23 protein-coding genes and 1 other annotated feature are annotated in these 17814 nt (G+C 31.3%); of the genes, 2 read left to right on the top strand and 21 right to left on the bottom strand.

Annotated elements, in window-relative coordinates:
- Window position 1: 1 nt before the first annotated feature.
- Both BHU33_RS01505 and BHU33_RS01500 read right to left on the bottom strand, forming a co-directional pair.
- Window positions 2–511, bottom strand: coding sequence for an HD domain-containing protein (locus BHU33_RS01505; RefSeq protein WP_054646240.1), 510 nt, complete (start codon window positions 509–511; stop codon window positions 2–4).
- Window positions 512–534: 23 nt separating this feature from the next.
- Entirely contained in the window at window positions 535–1302 is a 768-nt protein-coding gene (locus BHU33_RS01500) for a TrmH family RNA methyltransferase (protein WP_056997629.1), read from the bottom strand.
- 74 nt (window positions 1303–1376) lie between these two features.
- Here BHU33_RS01500 and BHU33_RS01495 point away from each other — a divergent pair, with 74 nt between their 5' ends.
- A complete protein-coding gene (locus tag BHU33_RS01495; protein WP_065866227.1) occupies window positions 1377–1652 on the top strand; it encodes an acylphosphatase in 276 nt (91 codons plus the stop codon).
- Between the two features lie 78 nt (window positions 1653–1730).
- On the top strand, window positions 1731–2669 hold the full coding sequence (gene yidC / locus BHU33_RS01490) for a membrane protein insertase YidC (protein WP_054646242.1): 939 nt from the start codon (window positions 1731–1733) through the stop codon (window positions 2667–2669).
- A gap of 68 nt (window positions 2670–2737) precedes the next feature.
- Here the strand turns inward: yidC and BHU33_RS01485 are convergent, their stop codons facing one another.
- The 19 genes from BHU33_RS01485 to nrdR all read right to left on the bottom strand — a co-directional run bounded on the left by BHU33_RS01485 (window position 2738) and on the right by nrdR (window position 17810).
- Complete coding sequence (locus tag BHU33_RS01485) at window positions 2738–3436, bottom strand: Bax inhibitor-1/YccA family protein (protein WP_054646243.1); 699 nt, start codon at window positions 3434–3436, stop codon at window positions 2738–2740.
- Window positions 3437–3555: 119 nt separating this feature from the next.
- The gene (locus tag BHU33_RS01480) at window positions 3556–5004 is read right to left on the bottom strand and encodes a hypothetical protein (protein WP_054646244.1); all 1449 of its coding nucleotides are present in this window, start codon (window positions 5002–5004) and stop codon (window positions 3556–3558) included.
- Between the two features lie 126 nt (window positions 5005–5130).
- On the bottom strand, window positions 5131–5313 hold the full coding sequence (gene rpmF / locus BHU33_RS01475; protein ID WP_054646245.1) for a 50S ribosomal protein L32: 183 nt from the start codon (window positions 5311–5313) through the stop codon (window positions 5131–5133).
- 41 nt (window positions 5314–5354) lie between these two features.
- Window positions 5355–5909, bottom strand: a complete 555-nt coding sequence (locus BHU33_RS01470; protein ID WP_054646246.1) for a DUF177 domain-containing protein — start codon at window positions 5907–5909, stop codon at window positions 5355–5357.
- Window positions 5910–5989: 80 nt separating this feature from the next.
- Window positions 5990–7120, bottom strand: coding sequence for a nucleotidyltransferase (locus tag BHU33_RS01465; protein WP_054646247.1), 1131 nt, complete (start codon window positions 7118–7120; stop codon window positions 5990–5992).
- Window positions 7120–7857 carry a class I SAM-dependent DNA methyltransferase gene (locus BHU33_RS01460; protein WP_054646248.1) on the bottom strand — a complete coding sequence of 246 codons (738 nt, stop codon included), beginning with the start codon at window positions 7855–7857 and terminating at the stop codon, window positions 7120–7122. The genes BHU33_RS01465 and BHU33_RS01460 overlap by 1 nt, the downstream gene beginning before the upstream one ends.
- Window positions 7858–7859: 2 nt before the next feature.
- A complete protein-coding gene (rsfS, locus tag BHU33_RS01455) occupies window positions 7860–8219 on the bottom strand; it encodes a ribosome silencing factor (protein WP_054646249.1) in 360 nt (119 codons plus the stop codon).
- Window positions 8220–8227: 8 nt separating this feature from the next.
- On the bottom strand, window positions 8228–8830 hold the full coding sequence (gene yqeK, locus BHU33_RS01450; protein ID WP_056997630.1) for a bis(5'-nucleosyl)-tetraphosphatase (symmetrical) YqeK: 603 nt from the start codon (window positions 8828–8830) through the stop codon (window positions 8228–8230).
- A complete protein-coding gene (locus BHU33_RS01445) occupies window positions 8823–9395 on the bottom strand; it encodes a nicotinate-nucleotide adenylyltransferase (RefSeq protein WP_054646250.1) in 573 nt (190 codons plus the stop codon). Before BHU33_RS01445 ends, yqeK begins: the two co-directional genes overlap by 8 nt.
- Window positions 9396–9404: 9 nt before the next feature.
- Window positions 9405–9716, bottom strand: a complete 312-nt coding sequence (gene yhbY, locus BHU33_RS01440) for a ribosome assembly RNA-binding protein YhbY (protein ID WP_056997631.1) — start codon at window positions 9714–9716, stop codon at window positions 9405–9407.
- Window positions 9717–9727: 11 nt separating this feature from the next.
- Complete coding sequence (gene yqeH, locus BHU33_RS01435) at window positions 9728–10870, bottom strand: ribosome biogenesis GTPase YqeH (RefSeq protein ID WP_056997632.1); 1143 nt, start codon at window positions 10868–10870, stop codon at window positions 9728–9730.
- Entirely contained in the window at window positions 10870–11397 is a 528-nt protein-coding gene (locus BHU33_RS01430; RefSeq protein ID WP_056997633.1) for a YqeG family HAD IIIA-type phosphatase, read from the bottom strand. Before BHU33_RS01430 ends, yqeH begins: the two co-directional genes overlap by 1 nt.
- 129 nt (window positions 11398–11526) lie before the next feature.
- The gene (rplT, locus tag BHU33_RS01425) at window positions 11527–11880 is read right to left on the bottom strand and encodes a 50S ribosomal protein L20 (protein ID WP_054646252.1); all 354 of its coding nucleotides are present in this window, start codon (window positions 11878–11880) and stop codon (window positions 11527–11529) included.
- 23 nt (window positions 11881–11903) lie between these two features.
- Window positions 11904–12098, bottom strand: a complete 195-nt coding sequence (gene rpmI, locus BHU33_RS01420) for a 50S ribosomal protein L35 (RefSeq protein WP_054646253.1) — start codon at window positions 12096–12098, stop codon at window positions 11904–11906.
- A 33-nt stretch (window positions 12099–12131) separates the two neighbouring features.
- Complete coding sequence (infC, locus tag BHU33_RS01415) at window positions 12132–12638, bottom strand: translation initiation factor IF-3 (protein ID WP_054646254.1); 507 nt, start codon at window positions 12636–12638, stop codon at window positions 12132–12134.
- 42 nt (window positions 12639–12680) lie between these two features.
- Window positions 12681–12804 (bottom strand) — a sequence feature (ribosomal protein L20 leader region).
- Window positions 12805–12821: 17 nt separating this feature from the next.
- Window positions 12822–14795 carry a threonine--tRNA ligase gene (gene thrS, locus BHU33_RS01410; RefSeq protein ID WP_056997634.1) on the bottom strand — a complete coding sequence of 658 codons (1974 nt, stop codon included), beginning with the start codon at window positions 14793–14795 and terminating at the stop codon, window positions 12822–12824.
- Window positions 14796–15053: 258 nt separating this feature from the next.
- On the bottom strand, window positions 15054–15980 hold the full coding sequence (gene dnaI / locus BHU33_RS01405) for a primosomal protein DnaI (protein ID WP_056997635.1): 927 nt from the start codon (window positions 15978–15980) through the stop codon (window positions 15054–15056).
- On the bottom strand, window positions 15980–17326 hold the full coding sequence (locus tag BHU33_RS01400) for a DnaD domain protein (RefSeq protein ID WP_054646256.1): 1347 nt from the start codon (window positions 17324–17326) through the stop codon (window positions 15980–15982). The genes dnaI and BHU33_RS01400 overlap by 1 nt, the downstream gene beginning before the upstream one ends.
- A 4-nt stretch (window positions 17327–17330) precedes the next feature.
- Window positions 17331–17810, bottom strand: coding sequence for a transcriptional regulator NrdR (nrdR, locus tag BHU33_RS01395; protein ID WP_054646257.1), 480 nt, complete (start codon window positions 17808–17810; stop codon window positions 17331–17333).
- Window positions 17811–17814: the final 4 nt, after the last annotated feature.

Below are 17814 nucleotides of genomic sequence, written 5' to 3'. Positions count from 1 at the left end.
ATCACCCCTTTAAATTATTACCTTTTTCATTTTTTGCTAACAATTTTTTAACTTTTGTTTCCAATGGGGACATAAATTCATTAATCGCTGCATAATCATCAACTAATGAAACAATAACACTTTCCATATATTTTGGCCTTGCTAAGGTTAACCCCCACATGTGCTTTAATATTATATCTTCTTCTTTTGGAGTTAAATCTGTAATTTTTTTAGCATTGCGTAAAGCTACCCGAGGATGAATATAAGCATGTGAACCAACATCAAATTTAGTAGTTCGCCAATCATAATAAAATAAATCATGCAATAATCCACCGCGAGCTGCCGCCCGATAATCTAAATGCATTTTTTTAGCAATTTTATAACTTTCATAAGATACGTCAATACAATGTTTTAAACGAGTGGAATGATGATGCTGCGTATAATTAGCTAATTCTTTTATTTCATTTGATTCTAACAAGTCAGAAACACATGTTATATACTCTGGATCATCTTGCCAATTTTGTTTTTTCAACTCAGTCACATCCATTCATGTACTTATTTCTTAATTCGAAACATAATTACTGCTGCTGCAATCGCAACGTTTAATGATTCAGATTTTCCTGTAATTGGAATATATAAATTTTTAGTAGTTTTAGATAACAATTCTTGCTTCATTCCGTTTCCTTCATTTCCCATAACTAAAGCAAAATCATTAGCAGGAGAAATACTACGATAATTAACAGCTTCTGGATTCAATTCAGAACCATATATCGGGAAATTTTTGGCATCAAATGCATCCATAACTTTTAAAAGAGATTCTTTAACTACTTTTATATGAAACTGACTTCCCTGCATTGAACGTAAAACCTTACTATTATAAGGGCTAGCAGTTCCTTCACCAAAAACTACCCCATTAAACCCGGCCGCATCAGCAGTTCTTACCATCGTTCCTATATTTCCAGGATCTTGAACATAATCTAACAATAACCAAGCTCCATGTAGATTATTTTCGTCAAAACTAACGGGAACAATCTTACAAACCGCAAAAATCCCCTGCGTTGTTGCTGTATCACTTAATTCTTGAGCTACTTCATCAGAAATCAAAGTTATTTTAAAATCATTAATATCATTACCATGTTTTAAATATTGATCATCAGTTGTATAAATCCTAATGATTTCATCTTTAGGTAAATAATTAATTGCTTCTTGAACTAAATGCCAACTTTCAATCACATATTGACTATTTTTTTTACGTCCTTTATGAGTAGATAACTTTTTTAAATCTTTAATTACTTTATTTTGTTTTGACGAAATTTGTTCCATTAGTAACTCCATTAGATTATTATATTATATGTTAATACTACCACAATCAATTAAAATGAAAGTGATTTTCTACTATGGAAACAATAATAATAACAGTGACTGGAAAAGTTCAAGGGGGTGGGTTTCGTTATACTACTTTTATGATTGCTGAATCGTTAAACTTAAATGGAACTGTCAAAAATTCAAAAAATGGAAAAGTTGTAATCTATCTTCAGGGATTAAATCAGCAAATCACAAAATTTATTGAACAATTACAAAATTTTCCAAATCCTTATGCACAAATTAATAAAATAAATACTAAAGTTATCAAAAACACCAAAAAATTCAATAAATTTCAAATTATTCAATAATAATTATGGACATAATTGCAGTAAACTATGCTTTAGTTTAGTATTAAGATTATGACTTTATAGTTAGGAGCTGTATAAATGAAAAACATGAAAAAATATACACTGTTGGGGGTTGTCACATCTGCGGCATTATTATTAACAGGATGTGTTAGAACTGATTCACATGGTCATCCATACGGATTAGTATATAACTATCTGGCTGTTCCCGGACAGCATTTAATGGATTGGCTAGCAAAGTTTGTAGGTGGTTATGGTTGGTCTTTGATTGTAATTACAGTTGCTGTAAGGTGTATTTTACTGCCCTTAATGATTAATCAACTGAAAAAATCAACTATTCAACAAGAAAAAATGAATTTAGTCAAACCACAATTAACTAAATTACAGAAATTAATGAAAAATGCGAAAAATCAAGAAGAACAAGTTGCACTTAACCAACAAATGATGAAATTATATCGTGATAATAACATCAGTATGACTGGGGGAATTGGATGCTTACCAATGCTGATTCAACTCCCTATCTTTGCAGCTTTGTATGCTGCCATTAGGTATTCTCCAGAATTGTCCCATACTGTTTTTATGGGGATTCAATTGGGTCAAAAGAGTATTTTGCTTGCTGTTCTGTCATTTGTAGTTTACGCCGTTCAAGGATATTTATCTGTACTTGGGATGCCAAAAGCACAAAGAAAACAAATGGGAATGATGATGTTAATCAGTCCTATCATGATTTTTTTTGTTTCAATGTCATCTCCAGCTGGATTAGGAATTTACTTTTTCATCGGAGGGGTTTTTGCGATTTTACAACAGTTAATCGTTAATTCATATCGACCAAGAATTATCAAAAAAATAAATGAAGAAGCAAAAAAGAATCCACCTAAAATAATTATTCCTGACACATTGAACTCAATTGAAAATGATGTTGAAAAAGAAGAACACAACCAAACAAATGAACAACTAAAAACACAATCTGAAAAAAATCGAAATCGAAATAAAAACCGTCAAAAGCATCACAAAAAATAATTAATAATAAAAAAGGATGGGATTAGTTAAATAACTAATCCCATCCTTTTTTATTAGTTTAAATATAATTAACGATTATTGCTACTCATTCCAATTAATTCAAGTAAAATTTCAAAAATATTAAGAATATCAAGATAAATACTTAAAGCACTCATAGCACTAAACTTTTGTAATTGACTTTCTGAAGTAACAGAACTAGCATATTGCTTTACGCTTTGAGTATCCCAAATAATGTAAAATGAAAAGATTACTAGCATTACTACATCAATAATGATATATAATGTTGGAATTCTTAATAACATTGCAACTAAACTAAGCACAATTGCTGCAAGTAATGCCCAAAATAGGTATACTCCCATTCCAAGAAAATTACGTTTCGTTTTGTTAGCGTACAAAGTTAAACCACCAAACATCAAGGCAGTTCCTAGAAAAGCAAGTCCAATTGTTCTAACGTCATAGTAAATTAATACTGGACTCAAAGAAACTCCAAACAAAATTGTCATTAAGTAATAAATAGTATTTGTTGTTGAAGCACTCGTACTTTCATCGTTAACCGAATGACCAAGGGCAAACATCAATCCTAATGCTACGACTAAAATTAATAATGAGGTCCCAATTCCCATCGACATAACAAATTTAGTCATAAATGTAGACATAAATGCCATTACGATTCCAGTTATTAATAAACCAATGGCAACTTTTTGATAAGTCTTAGCAACTAATCGTTGCGCCATATCTTCAGTATTTCCGTAAATTTCTCCGTTCATACAAAAACTCCCTTTCTATATTTTTAACAATATGAATTGTACCACGTTTAACAACATAAATATAGAAATGAATGATAGCCAATGAACATTAAAATCATTCATTATAAATAAAAGTAAATCTAATTAACAACTATATAGTTAAGTAGATTTTCGTTTTGGGATAATTCGTGCTTTTTACCATTAATGTTAACAATTAAATTATCATCATTACTTAACTTAACTTTAAAACCGAGTTTATGTGCTTGAATATAACTTTGAATTAAATTTTTTGGTATTCCTGGGAATTTTTCTGCCAATGTTTCTCTAGAAAAATCATCTTTATATTTAAGTCCTTGTTCAATTCCAAATTTTTCTAATGATCCATTACGAATAAATGGGATTAATTGTCCAGCAACTGTCTTCTTGGGATTTAAGATATCTTTACGCGCTGACTTTACTGTTTGTTCTAGTTGAGATTGTAAATTTTCTGGAGCATTTTTTATAAGAAAGTCTAATCGATTCAATAATTCTAGTGCTTTATTTTTTAAATCAACTGGTAAATCATCATATGGATGTTGTAAGGCGGTATACTGATTATCATGATGTGCCTGATTTAATTCAAACTTATTCCAACTTTTATCAGTAATCAATTCATCAATAACTAACAAATGAACAAAATTCAATGATTGAAGTGTAACCCCGTTGATTGAAAATGGATTATCATCAAAAATCCTAAATTCAACATATTTTGCTCCTTTTTTAATTACGTCTTCTATTTTATTGGTACCCTTCAAACGAACTGGACCATAAAACTCACTAGAACTACTTAACTTTCCATCTTTTACTGATTTGACTATATCATTAATAAAGCCATCTAAAGTTACATAGGAAACATGAACATCTGGAAAATTAGTATAACCATATTCACTAGCACGGATTGAGCGAAAAGGTTCCTTTTTACGAATATTTTGGGGAACAGTATCATTTAAATTTTCACTAACTGGCGTTGCACCAAATAAATAAGTTAAAAGCCAACGATAACCAACGATTTGCTGACCAATCTTAAATAATAATTCATTTTTAGCTTTTTTTCTTGCTGTAATTTGGTGCTTTTTCTGAAAATAATCAACTATTTTTTCATTTGGAGAATAATTCACATGAACTCCCGCAATTAACTGTCTGTAAGGTCCATATTTATGCATTAAATTATCTAGATACGATTGATACCAAGGGCGATTTTTAGACGTAGTTTTTAAAAATGCTAAATCAGCTGAAGTGAGTTTAGGTGGCATTGATAATGGCCAAATAATTTCATTTTGCTGTAAATCATTTTGTAAAATAGATTGTAGTGAATGTAAATGATTAATAACTTTACCGTTAGTTGAGTGCGGGGCTGTCACTAATTCTTCCATACATTCAGTAAAGTCATTTTGAAAATATGGTTGGCTACGACGGTCACCTAAATCATTTGAATGCTCGTAGCGAGATAAACTATTAAGTTTTACGTCAAAGCGATTACCTTCGATTTCGATTCCAATTAATCCTTTAAATAATGCTTGATATGTATCATAGTCCATTTTTTCTTTCATTGGATTACACCACCTTATTTTTAATTAAGTTTAATTACTAGTTAAGCATTAGTCAATCCGTACGAAAAAATTATATAAAAAAAGAATCTCGAAAACCCATGGTGCTTTCGAGATTCTTTAATTTAATTAGTTACTTTTTTTAGCAACTACTTCTTTACCATCGTAATATCCACAACTAGGACATACATAGTGTGATTTGCGGAGTTCACCACAATTAGGACATGGACTCATGCCAGGAACTGACAATTTAATGTGTCCACGACGATTATCTCTTCTTGATTTAGAAGTTTTTCTCTTTGGTACAGCCATTATTAATAACCTCCCTTTGCTTAATTTCCACTAGTGAATTATTAAGTTTCGTCATTATTAGAAGAATAAAAATTCTTCAAACTTGCGAAACGTGGATCAACTTTTTTAGCATTCTCCTTTTGATGGTCAAAATCATCTTCAGAAACAACATTCCAGTCATTTCCAGATGGCATTTGTTTTCCATTCTTTTCATCTGGAGAAAGAACTTGCATTGGAATTTGAACAATCACATTATCTACAACAGCCTTATCAAAATCAATCATTCCAGATTCATCAATTAACAAAGCAACCACCTCTTCATCATAACGATTTAAAGCAGCATTAGTATTTACATAAACTTCATTAACATGAAAATCTAGCGGGATTTCAACTGGCACTAATGATCTTGAAGATGGGACAGTAATACTTCCCTTAATGTCTGCATCAATAATCACATCACCATCATTGGCAATACTTGAAATCGAAACATTAAGTGGAGTTGCATCTAAAATCTCATCTGGATATCGTTCTTTTAAATCCTGTTTTAAATCAAGGACTGCAGATTCCTCGTAAGGTTTGTCTTTATATCCTTGTAAATTTTCAAAGGACCATTTCATAAAATAACCTCCAATGCAACAGTTTTAATTATACTTAGAAAAAAATCTAATGTCAAGGACTGCTCCTTGATAGCTATTCATCAAATTATTATCGAGTGTTGAAATAAATCTTGTTGCTTTCCATTAACCATCTCTGTTAAAGTCCCTGCTTTACACTCTAAATAAAGCTGATTTTCAAAAGCATTTTTATCTATCTTTGAAATAATTGGAACTGGACATTCATGTTTAATTTGCTTTAAATATTGACGTCCAATTTGATTAGTTCCTAAAATTCTAAGACAACTATCACATTCACTTATATTTTGAACTGTCATTTTAAACAAAACATAAACGCATAGTCTTTGAATTCTAGTATAGGTATACCTTTTACTTTTAACTGCATCGACAAATTCAATAAAGGTGTTAGCATTAAGTGCCATTTTCTTGAATCGATATTCTAACCCATCAGTCATTTGATAAATTTCTTTTAAATCAGATAAAGAAATTTGGGTAATTTCATATTTTAAATATGGCCAAAAATCATCCCAAAATAGCGGTTTTAAGTTGTTAGGATTAATAGATGATTTAGGAAGATAAGTCAAATAATCATTTTGTTGATTTTTAATTGCCATTCTAATTGATTTCCCGCTTGAAATTTCCTTTGAAAAATTTTCATCACTATGATTACTTTCTTTTCGATCGATTGGAACTAATTCTAAATTAGAATTAAATTTTTGAGCTGCCTGAGCATACCAAAATCCTAACGTATCATTGGGATTATTGATTTCCAATCCTAAATTTTCTTGAAGCGCTTGATTAAACACTTGGGGATAAGTTTTTCGATAGTCTTTATGAAACGATAACTCAAAATTTAAATTGACTTTTTTAAATTGATTAAAATCCCAATCAGCATGCTCGCTTCCAAAAGATAAAAATGAACATTGGAGATAATTAATTAATTTAACAGCTTGAGTAGCAAAGATACCAGCTGGCTGGACTGCGTCCTGAATTGGTAATTCTATTACTAAATCAACCCCATTATCCAATGCCATTTGTGTACGGGTCCATTTATCAAAAATTGCGGGTTCCCCTCGTTGGGTCCAATTGCTGCTCATTACCACTACTACTAAATCAGCATTAGTTTTTTCTTTTGCGGTCTTAAGTTGAAATAAATGACCGTTATGAAACGGATCATATTCGGCAATAATCCCTACTGCTTTTAATTTTTTCATTATACTTTCTCACAAACAAAGAACCAACGAGTAGTTTTATCATCAATTTTTTGCTCTCCAAAGTCACTTGTTACTTTAATATTATTAAATCCTGCTAGTTTTAAGGCATTTTTATATTCAGTTAATTCATAAGTTCGTTCTTTATGAGTTTCACTGTATTCATCGTAAGCATTAATTTTTTCATTGTATTCAAAAAATGATAAATCATGCTCAACAGAATGAATTTGTTCCCCAGTATATGTCGTCCACATAAATGCATGATCTTGATCATGAAAATTATACATATATCCTGGATATTTAATATCAGTTTGATAAGGGGTTATGACATCAAACAAAAATTTACCACCCTTATTTAAATGCTCATGGACTTGACTAAACATCTCTTGAACTTCATCAATATTATTTAAATAACAAATTGAGTCGTCAAAACACATAATATCATCAAAATTAGTTAAACCATTTAAATCTAACATATTAGCTTGAATCAATTCAGTATCAAAAAAATCCTTTTCAGATAAATGCATTTGTGCAATTGTCAGCATGTCATCAGATAAATCAGCTCCCACTACTTGATAATGTTCTTGCTTCAAAATAACAAGTAGACGTCCAGTTCCACAGGCCAAATCTAATAGAGAAGCATCTGATTTAACATTATTAGCAACAAAAGAAAACCAACGCTTATATAATTGATTATCAAATAATTCATCGTAAAATGTTGCAAATTTACTGTAAATCATTTTTAATCCTCGGTTATCCAATCAGATATGTCTTCAACAATCGCGTCTGCCCATAATTTTTCTAAGTTATAAAATTCACGTGTTTCTGAAGTGAAGACATGGACAATTACATCTCCTAAATCAATCAAAATCCATTTGGCATTATCTTTTCCCTCTAAATGGATGATTTTTACATGATTTTCATTTAAATGGTCAATAATATTGTTAGAAATTGCTTTAACTTGTCGCTCAGAACTAGCATCCATAATAACAAAATATCTTCCCATAACACTAAGATTTTCAATCTTGAGAACCTCAATATCATGTGCTCTTCTTTCATCAGCTGCTTTAACTATTATTTGTAAAATTTCTTGGTTATCCATAAATTCTCCTATTTGATGCCTGCTACAATCGAATTATAAGCAATAACTGCAGCCGGATAAATTGCTTTCCCTTTTTTAATTAAAAAATCCATAGTATTTTGATTTTGATATACCACACCCCGCCATAAATTATCATGTGTCAGACGACGTGCTTCTTCTACCCCTGCAAAAGTTCGATTAGGTTCAATATAATCAGCCATGTATACAATTTGCGCACAAATGCCCATATCAGGAGCGCCAATCGTATGATATTTAACTGCATTTAAAATTCGAACATCATTAATACCTAATTCGTGTTGAACAAATAAATAACCAACATATCCATGCCAAATTGATTTTCCGTAATTTAGCAAGTCAAGATCTAAATGGTATTCATAAATTGCTTTTTCAAAATCATTGGAAGAACGTTGTTTAGCATAATCGTGAACCAATCCTGCTAACCCAGCCACAGTTTCATCAAATTCGTTTTCTCTGGCTAAATCGATTGCAACCTGCTCAACTCGTAAACAATGTTCAAACCGCTCATGCTTTAAAACTTTTTTCATTTTAGCAATAATTTCGTCTCTACTATATGATGAATACTTTTGATAATCTAATTTATTTTCATTCATAAAGATGATGCTCCTTAATATAGGTTAAAACTTTATCTGGAACTAAATATATAATATTTTTATTACTTTTAATACTATCCCGTATAAATGTAGATGAAATAGCAATGGTTGGAACTTTAATCCACTTCACTGGATATTTTGACATATGCGAATTACCTTGACGATCAACTCCAACAAACGTAACTAATGAAAGTAAATCTTTAATTCGATACCATTTTGGCAAATACGATACCATATCTCCACCAATAATAAAATAATATTCATTCATTGGATGTGCTTTTTTTAAGTTAATCATTGTATCATAACTATAACTTTTTCCGCCACGCTCTATTTCATTCATTTCAATTCCAAATTGGTCATTATTTTCAATGGCTAAATTAATCATATTAACGCGATCTTTGGCAGCAATTGCTGTTTTAGCATCAATATGTGGCGGAATAAAATCGGGCATAAAATATACTTTATCCAATTGCAATTGTGCCAATGCCTGTTCTGCAATCACAAGATGACCAATATGAATTGGATTAAATGTACCGCCTAATATACCTATTTTTTTATGTTTCATTTGATACTCCTACAAGTTAAAAACCCCATTGGAAATATCGCGATGAGCAGGATTATTTGATTGATTAAATAATAAAACAGTTTTTCCAATTGTTTGAACTACTTGAATTTCACTATTATCTTCCACAAATTGTTTAACATCATCAACATCAACGTCTGCACTTTGTTGAATACTTATCTTCACCAATTCACGTTTATTTACTGCTTGAATAACTTCATTTAACCAAACTTCATTTAATCCATTTTTTCCAACCGAAAAAATTGGACGAAGATGATTAGCATTTGCACGTAAAAATCTTTTTTGTTTTCCAGTTAATTTCATACATTCTCCTTTTAAAACATTGATTTACGAATCAAAACAGCGACACCTTTAGGAGCCCATCCTGCTACAATTGATCCTTTAGGGACAGTTATCCAACCTAATCCTTCAATTACTAAATCTGAAGTATCAGTTATCTTAAATTCATGTCGTTGTAATGGAATAACATTTTCTTTGCCAATTGGAGGATTTAACAATTCTCCGGCATGTTTTTCGAAAAAATCGTCTGCATTTTCCAGCTTCGTTCTATGGATCATTAAATTATTGTCAGCATATACTACGAAACCTGCTTTTGATCCCTTAATATAATCAAAGCGACCTAATGCACCTAAAAATAATGTTTGTCCTTCATTAAGTTGATAAGACCGCGGTTTGATTGTTTTTTGTGGTGAAACATACTTTAAATCTTTAGGAGATAAATAATGTGCCATCTGACTCTCATGGATAATACCTGGAGTATCAATTAAATAATGGCCATTATCTAGTGGAATTTTAATCATATCAAGCGTTGTTCCAGGAAATTTTGAAGTCGTAATTAATTGTTTTTCTCCAGAACTTTGGTGAATAATTTGATTAATCAGGGTGGATTTTCCGACATTCGTAACCCCGACTACATATACATCACGATTTTTTTCATACTTATTAATTGCATCTAATAAATTATCCACGGATTGATTAGTTTTAGCAGAAGCTAATTCAATATCAACTGGTTTAATTCCAGCTTTATTTACCATTTGTCGAAGCCAGTCTTTTACTTTGGTTCGTTTGAATGATGATGGTAATAAATCAACTTTATTACCTACTACCATAATCGGATTATCTCCAACAAACCGTTGAATCCCTGGAATAATACTTCCATTGACATCAAAAATATCTACTACATATACAACCAATGAATCAGTTTTCCCAATTTTACTTAATAATTCTAAAAAATCATCATCAGAAATACTAACCGGTTGGATTTCATTATAATGACGTAATTTAAAACATCGCTGACAATATAACTCCCCTGAATCTAATCCTTTTTCAACGGCAGATTGTGGAGTATATCCAGGTTCTTTAGGATTAGTGGTTTGAATCTCTGCTCCACAACCAATACAATACAATGGTTCTTCGTTTGTCTCTTCATTAATGATTGTTTCATCATTTTTTTTCATTAATCAATATCCTCTTTCCATTTCAAGTCAGAATATTTATTTTGGAGCATTTTATAAACAATCGCTTCAAAATAACGATTGATTTTGGTTGGTAACATATCACTAGACTTTAATGGTTTTACCCAAATACTAGCGATTCCACAATTATTTGCTGCCCAAATGTCAGTCATTAATTGATCACCCACCATTACTACCTGATTTTTTTTAAGATGATAGCTCTTTAAAGTTTTTTTTATTCCAATTCCAAGTGGTTTTAGAGCATGTGAAACAAATGGTAATTGTAAATCTTTCACAGCAACTCTAACTCTTTTGGGATCATTGTTAGAAACGACAATAACTTTAATACCATAACTATGCAGCTTATCAATCCATTTGATAACTTTTTCTGTGCCAGTAGCATTATTCCAAGGAATCAAAGTATTATCAAGATCCGTCAAAATTGTATTAATTCCATGTTTTTTTAATTTTTCAGGTGAAATATGATAAATACTTTGTACCATCCATGTTGGTTTAAAAGATGATAACATAACAAACCCACTCTCTTCGCTAAATTTACTTACTTTATTTTAAAGCATTTGGATATGAATTGGGAAGATTCTAATAAAAAAACTTCCACCAACATAAAATGGTGAAAGTTTAAAATAAGATTTATTTTATTATAAAGCTTTTTTAGCTTGTTCAGCTAATGCAGCGAATGCATCTGCATCGTTAACGGCTAAATCAGCTAACATTTTACGATTCATATCAATATTAGCTTCCTTTAAACCATGCATAAGTTTGCTGTAACTAATATCATTAATTCTAGCTGCTGCATTAATTCTAGCAATCCAAATTTTTCTAAAATTACCTTTGTTGTTACGACGATCACGGAAAGCATATTCCTGTGACTTCATTACTTGATCTTTAGCTGTTTTAAATAGACGATGTTTTCCACCGCGGTATCCTTTAGCTAATTTAAGAACACGTTTCCGACGATTACGTGTGGCAGTTCCACCTTTTACTCGTGGCATATTAAAATCCCCCTAAGATTAAATTATTTTCTTAATAGTTCAGTATAGGTCTTAACCCAAATTTTGCTAAGCGTATGTGTTCCACGTAAATGTCTACGTTGTTTCTTAGTTTTACCGTGGAATCTATGATCAGTAAAGGCATGAGCACTTTTAAGTCCACCTTTAGAAGTTTTCTTAAATCTTTTGGCAACCGCACGATTTGATTTCATCTTTGGCATAACAATTTCCTCCTCTTTAATTAGCTGTTAAAGCTAGTTCTTTCTTTTATTACTTGGTGCAAGCATTAAGAACATACTACGGCCATCCATTTTTGCTCTCTGAGTTACTGTTGCAATATCAGAAGTTGCATCAGCCATTCTATTAAGAACCTGACGTCCAATTTCTTTATGCGTAATGGCACGTCCTTTAAATCTAATTGAAACTCTAACTTTTTCACCTTTATTTAAAAATTTCTGTGCATTTTTAAGTTTAGTATTAAAGTCGTTAGTGTCAATTGTAGGACTTAAACGAATTTCTTTAAGACTAACAGTCTTTTGCTTTTTACGAGCTTCACGCTCTTTCTTTTGCCGATTAAAACGATACTTACCATAATCAAGTATTTTTGCAACCGCTGGTTTTGCATTAGGAGCTACAAGTACTAAATCAAGATTAGCATCTTCCGCCATTTGTAAAGCATCCTGTTTTGACTTCAGACCAAGTTTATTACCATTATCATCAATAATCATCATTTCATGAGCTCGAATACCTTCATTGACCATTTGATCTCTCTTTGCTATGGTGGTTCACCTCCAAGTATATTTAAAGCAGAAAAATAGCGGGCATTCAGCTGAATACCCGCTACACCTATTAAATAGGTCATTAATCCGTAAAAGCCCAGCAATCAGTATCACTAAGGCGAGAAGCGGGAAGCCTCTGCTTTTATCTATTTAATATTATCAAGATTATTTAACTTTGTCAACCTTACTACTATCTTTTTCATCATTTCGCGAATAAGTAGAAATATCTTTTAAAATTTCCATCAAAAAGTCATCCATTGATAAGTCGCGACTGTTATCTTCTCCGTATTTACGCACAGAAATAGTATTATTTTTAACTTCATCATCACCAACAACAATCGTATATGGTATTTTATGAGTTTGTGCATCTCGAATTAAATATCCCATCTTTTCACTTCGTTCATCAACATTGGAACGGATGTTAACTGCACGTAATTTTTCATTGATAGCTTTAGCATAATCACCGTGTTTATCATCGCTAACGGGAATAATTTGCACTTGTTTAGGTGCTAACCAAGTTGGGAAAGCACCTTTATACATTTCAATTAAGTAAGCAGTAAATCTTTCCATAGTTGATACAATCCCACGATGAATCATAACGGGACGATGTTCTTTACCATCTTCACCAACATAATGAAGATCAAATCGTTCTGGCAACATGAAATCTAATTGGATAGTTGATAAAGTTTCTTCATTACCTAGCGCAGTCTTGGTCTGCACATCAAGTTTTGGACCATAAAATGCTGCTTCACCTTCAGCTTCTACATAGTCTAAACCAAGATCATCCATAGCACCTTTCAACATTGATTGAGCTTTATTCCACATTTCATCATCATCAAAATACTTTTCAGTATTCTTTGGATCACGATAACTTAATTGGAAAGTATAGTTATCGATATCAAAATCCTTGTATACTTCCATCATTAAGTTAAGAATCTTTTTAAATTCATCCTGGATTTGATCCAAACTTACAAAGGTATGCCCGTCATTTAAAGTCATTTCACGAACTCGTTGTAGTCCACTCAGAGCTCCTGATTTTTCATAACGATGCATCATTCCTAATTCAGCAATTCGCAAAGGCAATTCACGATATGAACGAATATGATGTTTATAAATTTGAATATGAGAAGGACAATTCATCGGACGTAATTCAAGCATTTCATCATCATCCATTTTCATTGGTGGAAACATATCCTCTCGATAGTGATCCCAATGACCTGATTGTTTATATAAATCAAGATTAGCTAAAACAGGAGTATAAACATGTTGATATCCATGAGCGATTTCTTTGTCTGTAATGTATCTTTCAATCGTACGACGAATAGTTGCACCATTTGGCATCCAGTATGGAAGTCCAGCTCCAACTTTAGGATCTACAAAGAATAAATCAAGATTATTACCAATCACACGATGATCACGCTCTTTTGCTTCTTGGCGTTGTTGTAAATCTGCTTTTAGTTCTGCTTCTTTATAAAAAGCAGTTCCATAAATTCTTTGTAACATTGGGTTAGAAGATTTTCCTTCCCAATAAGCACCAGCAACTGACAATAATTTAAAGTGTTTTAAATCTTTCAAACTAGGAGCTACTACTCCTTGTGCCAAAGTTAAAATCCCATCAATACCATAAAATAACACATTATCTGAATTAATTTGATTAATTAATTTAGCTTGATATGGATCACCATCAACCTCTTTAAGTGCATCTTCTTTAGTTAAATAAACTCGTTTTACACTTGCATCATTTTTAATTACTTTTTTCATTTTTGCAGCAAGATTATCTAATTCATCAGCACTAACCTGGCGATCTTCTTTATCAGTATCAACGTAAAAACCATCTTCATCAGCTGAAATTTCCCCAATTCTTATTTCAGGGAATTCTTTTTTTACTACAGCTTCTAATAATTGTGCTGCTCCTTGACGTAATACTTGAAGCCCTTCTTCAGATCCAGAAGTAATAATTTCAATCTTACCACCTTCATCTAAAGGTTGCATTACATCAACTAAATTTCCATCAACCTTACCAGCTACTGATTTCTTAGCTAGACTAACAGAAATTGATTTAGCAATTTCTTCAACAGTAATTCCTCGATTAAATTCTTTTTTATTCCCATCAGGAAATTCAAAGGTTAACTCTGCCATAATTTCTTCCTCCTATAAAAAATGCCCCTGGTATTATAATACCAGGGGCGTCATTAGACGCGGTTCCACCCAAATTTATTCATAATAAATATGAACATCTTCGTTAACCACATATTAATTTTTAATTTAGTAAGGTGGTAAAATAATAAAATCAACAAACAGTTTCCAGAAATATACTGTTCTCTCTGTGAATCAATTATCATTCCATATCCTTAGTGATAGTTTAACTATCAGCCATATGGATGTCAAGCTATAACCTTAATTATTTCTTCGATTTCGGCCACTAACTTGAATAGGACGAGCTAAAAATTTAATTCTTTCCATTAATCGTTTGGCTTTTAAAGGCTCTATATCACCGCGAGAAGTAGTTGAAAGATGTTCTTGTTCTAATTGTTCCATTGAAAAATTAGAACTAAAAAATGTTGGTAATTCATGCTGCATCCGATATTCTAAAATAACACCTAATATATCATCTCTAATCCAGGTAGACATTGCATCTGCCCCAATATCGTCAATTATTAAAACTGGAACTTTTTTAACATTATTTAACTTATCTGCTACCTGGTTATTGTTAATAGCATTCTTAATATCAACTGCAAAACTTGGAAAATGAAGCAATAACGTTTGAAATCCATCATCAGATAAACGATGGGCAACAGCAGCTAATAAATATGTTTTACCTACTCCGAATGGGCCGTATAAATAAAGTGCTTTATGAAATGATTTAGGGTTAGTTTCGTAAGCTTGAATAAAATCAATTGAGGCTTCAAGGGCAACTGCTCTGTCAGCTGTTTGATCATAATCATCTAAATTAACATTTTTAATACCTGCAGTCATTCCAACTGTTTTAAAATTCTTAGCTAATTTTTTTTGTCTTTCTAAGTTTAGGTGGTCTTTTGTCGGCTGATATGATACGTCAATTAAGTGATCATTTAAAATTAAGGTCGGCTGGTATCCTTTAGCAAAATTACCGTGTCCATTTAACAACTTTTTCTTTTCATTAACGAACTCATACAATTTTGAAGCAGATTTTTCAACTGCATTTTTATCAAGTTTGTTTTGATTAATCTTCAAAAATTCTTTTACATCCTTATCAGCATATATACTCTTTAAAATTGCTTGATACTGCTGCTTTAAATTATGCGATTCCATTGTTCGCTTCATTTCTTTTCCAACATCTTCCACTACTTTTCACTCCCCTCGTCTTTTTTTAATTGTTTTAATTTATCAGCAATTTTATGTTGTTGTTCTTTTGAAATAACTTCATCTTTAGCAAATTTAGTATTATTTTTAGCCCAATCAGGCAATGTTTCTCTAATATTGTTTTTTCGCTGATTTTGTTTTTTTCTAGCAACCTTTTTTTCATCAATTTTACTATCACGAGTTTTAATCTCATTAAGAGCTTGATCTGCACTATTAATACCTTGTTGCAACCAGTCATTAGCGATTGTATCAACTAAATTTTTATTTAAAGTGGGATAGTCTCTATCAACTAGTAATAAATAAATCAGTATATTGATAACTTCGCTTTTTAAAACATTTCTCTCGACTAATTGACTGATGGTACGTTCTTCAGAAGAAGTTGCAAACCCCTTTTTTTCTTTTTTAAGTGAATTTAAAAAAACAAGCGGAGCAGTGTTTTGTGCAATTTTAACCAGTTGTCGTTCTTGACTAGTTAAGGATTCAATCTCTGACTCATCATTTTTAACAATAACTGGCTGACTATCCGGATTAAATCGAATTTGATGAGCACGTGAAATTAATATTTTGAACTTTTGAACATCAAAATGATTATTTACTAAACTTGTTGCTTTTTCAATTATTTTAGCCATCTCAACTTCATCAGTTCCATATAATAATTTTGTTGAACTAAACAAAGATTTGTTTTTTTTAACATCATCTATATTTACAAACGAATTTTGTAAAATATTCAAAATCAAATCAAAATCCAAATTATTAATATCATTAGAATGATTCTGTTTATTTAAAGTGTCTTCAGTATAATCATGGACTTGCTTAATCATATCTGGTTGGTTGGTAACATTTTCTGAACGGATTGAAAATGCTTGTAAAAAGTTATGTGTTTGATTATCAAAAGCAGAAAAATCAAATTGTTTAGGTAATAATTTGTGTGATAAATTTAGAAATTGAGATTCCCCAACCATTTCTAAAAGCACTTCACTTAAAAGATTATCATTAAAAAATCGTACACTAGATAAAGGATTTTCTAAAAGATATTTATTACTTCCAGATTCGTCAACATAAACTTTTAGTAGACTAGAACCTTCTAACTTTAATCTAGCATTATATAATTCATTTCCATCAACTCCAAGATTAGACATTAATTCAAAATGTTCGTGCTCACGATCATCACTATGCCAAAGTTGATTAATCAAAGCATAAGCATTATTTCCAATAATTGGCAAATACAATTCATCTAAACTTTGTCGATTCTGATTATCTAATGATTGATGTTTAAAAACCTGATAGCTAGTTTTAGGATTAATAATCTTGTTGTTAGTTATTTCCATTTGTTTACTCTTCTGATGATTCCGCAGAATCACCCATTAGTTCTTTCATTTTGCTATAAAATTCATTCATATCCTTAAACTGACGATAAACACTAGCAAAACGAATATAAGCAATTTCATCTACTTTTTTTAATCCTGCCATTACATATTTACCAATAGCTTCACTTGAGACCTCATGGCTCCCAGTATCCTGATTTTCAACGTTTTTTTCTGTTTCAGATACAATCTCATTCATTTGTTCCATTGACACCGGTCTTTTTTCACAAGATCTAATAATACCGCGAAGAATTTTTTCTGAACTAAATTCTTCACGAGCTCCATCTTTCTTAACTACTAACATTGGAGTATCTTCAATTGTTTCAAAAGTAGTAAACCGATGTCCACAATCCTCACATTCACGACGTCGTCTAATTGATTTTCCACCCTCAATTGGTCGACTTTCAATAACTTTTGATGAAGTATGGAAACACTTTGGACATTTCATTCAT

The organism is Fructilactobacillus lindneri DSM 20690 = JCM 11027 (assembly GCF_002907375.1).
GTDB lineage: Bacteria > Bacillota > Bacilli > Lactobacillales > Lactobacillaceae > Fructilactobacillus > Fructilactobacillus lindneri.
This window is presented reverse-complemented; position numbering and strand designations above follow the sequence as displayed.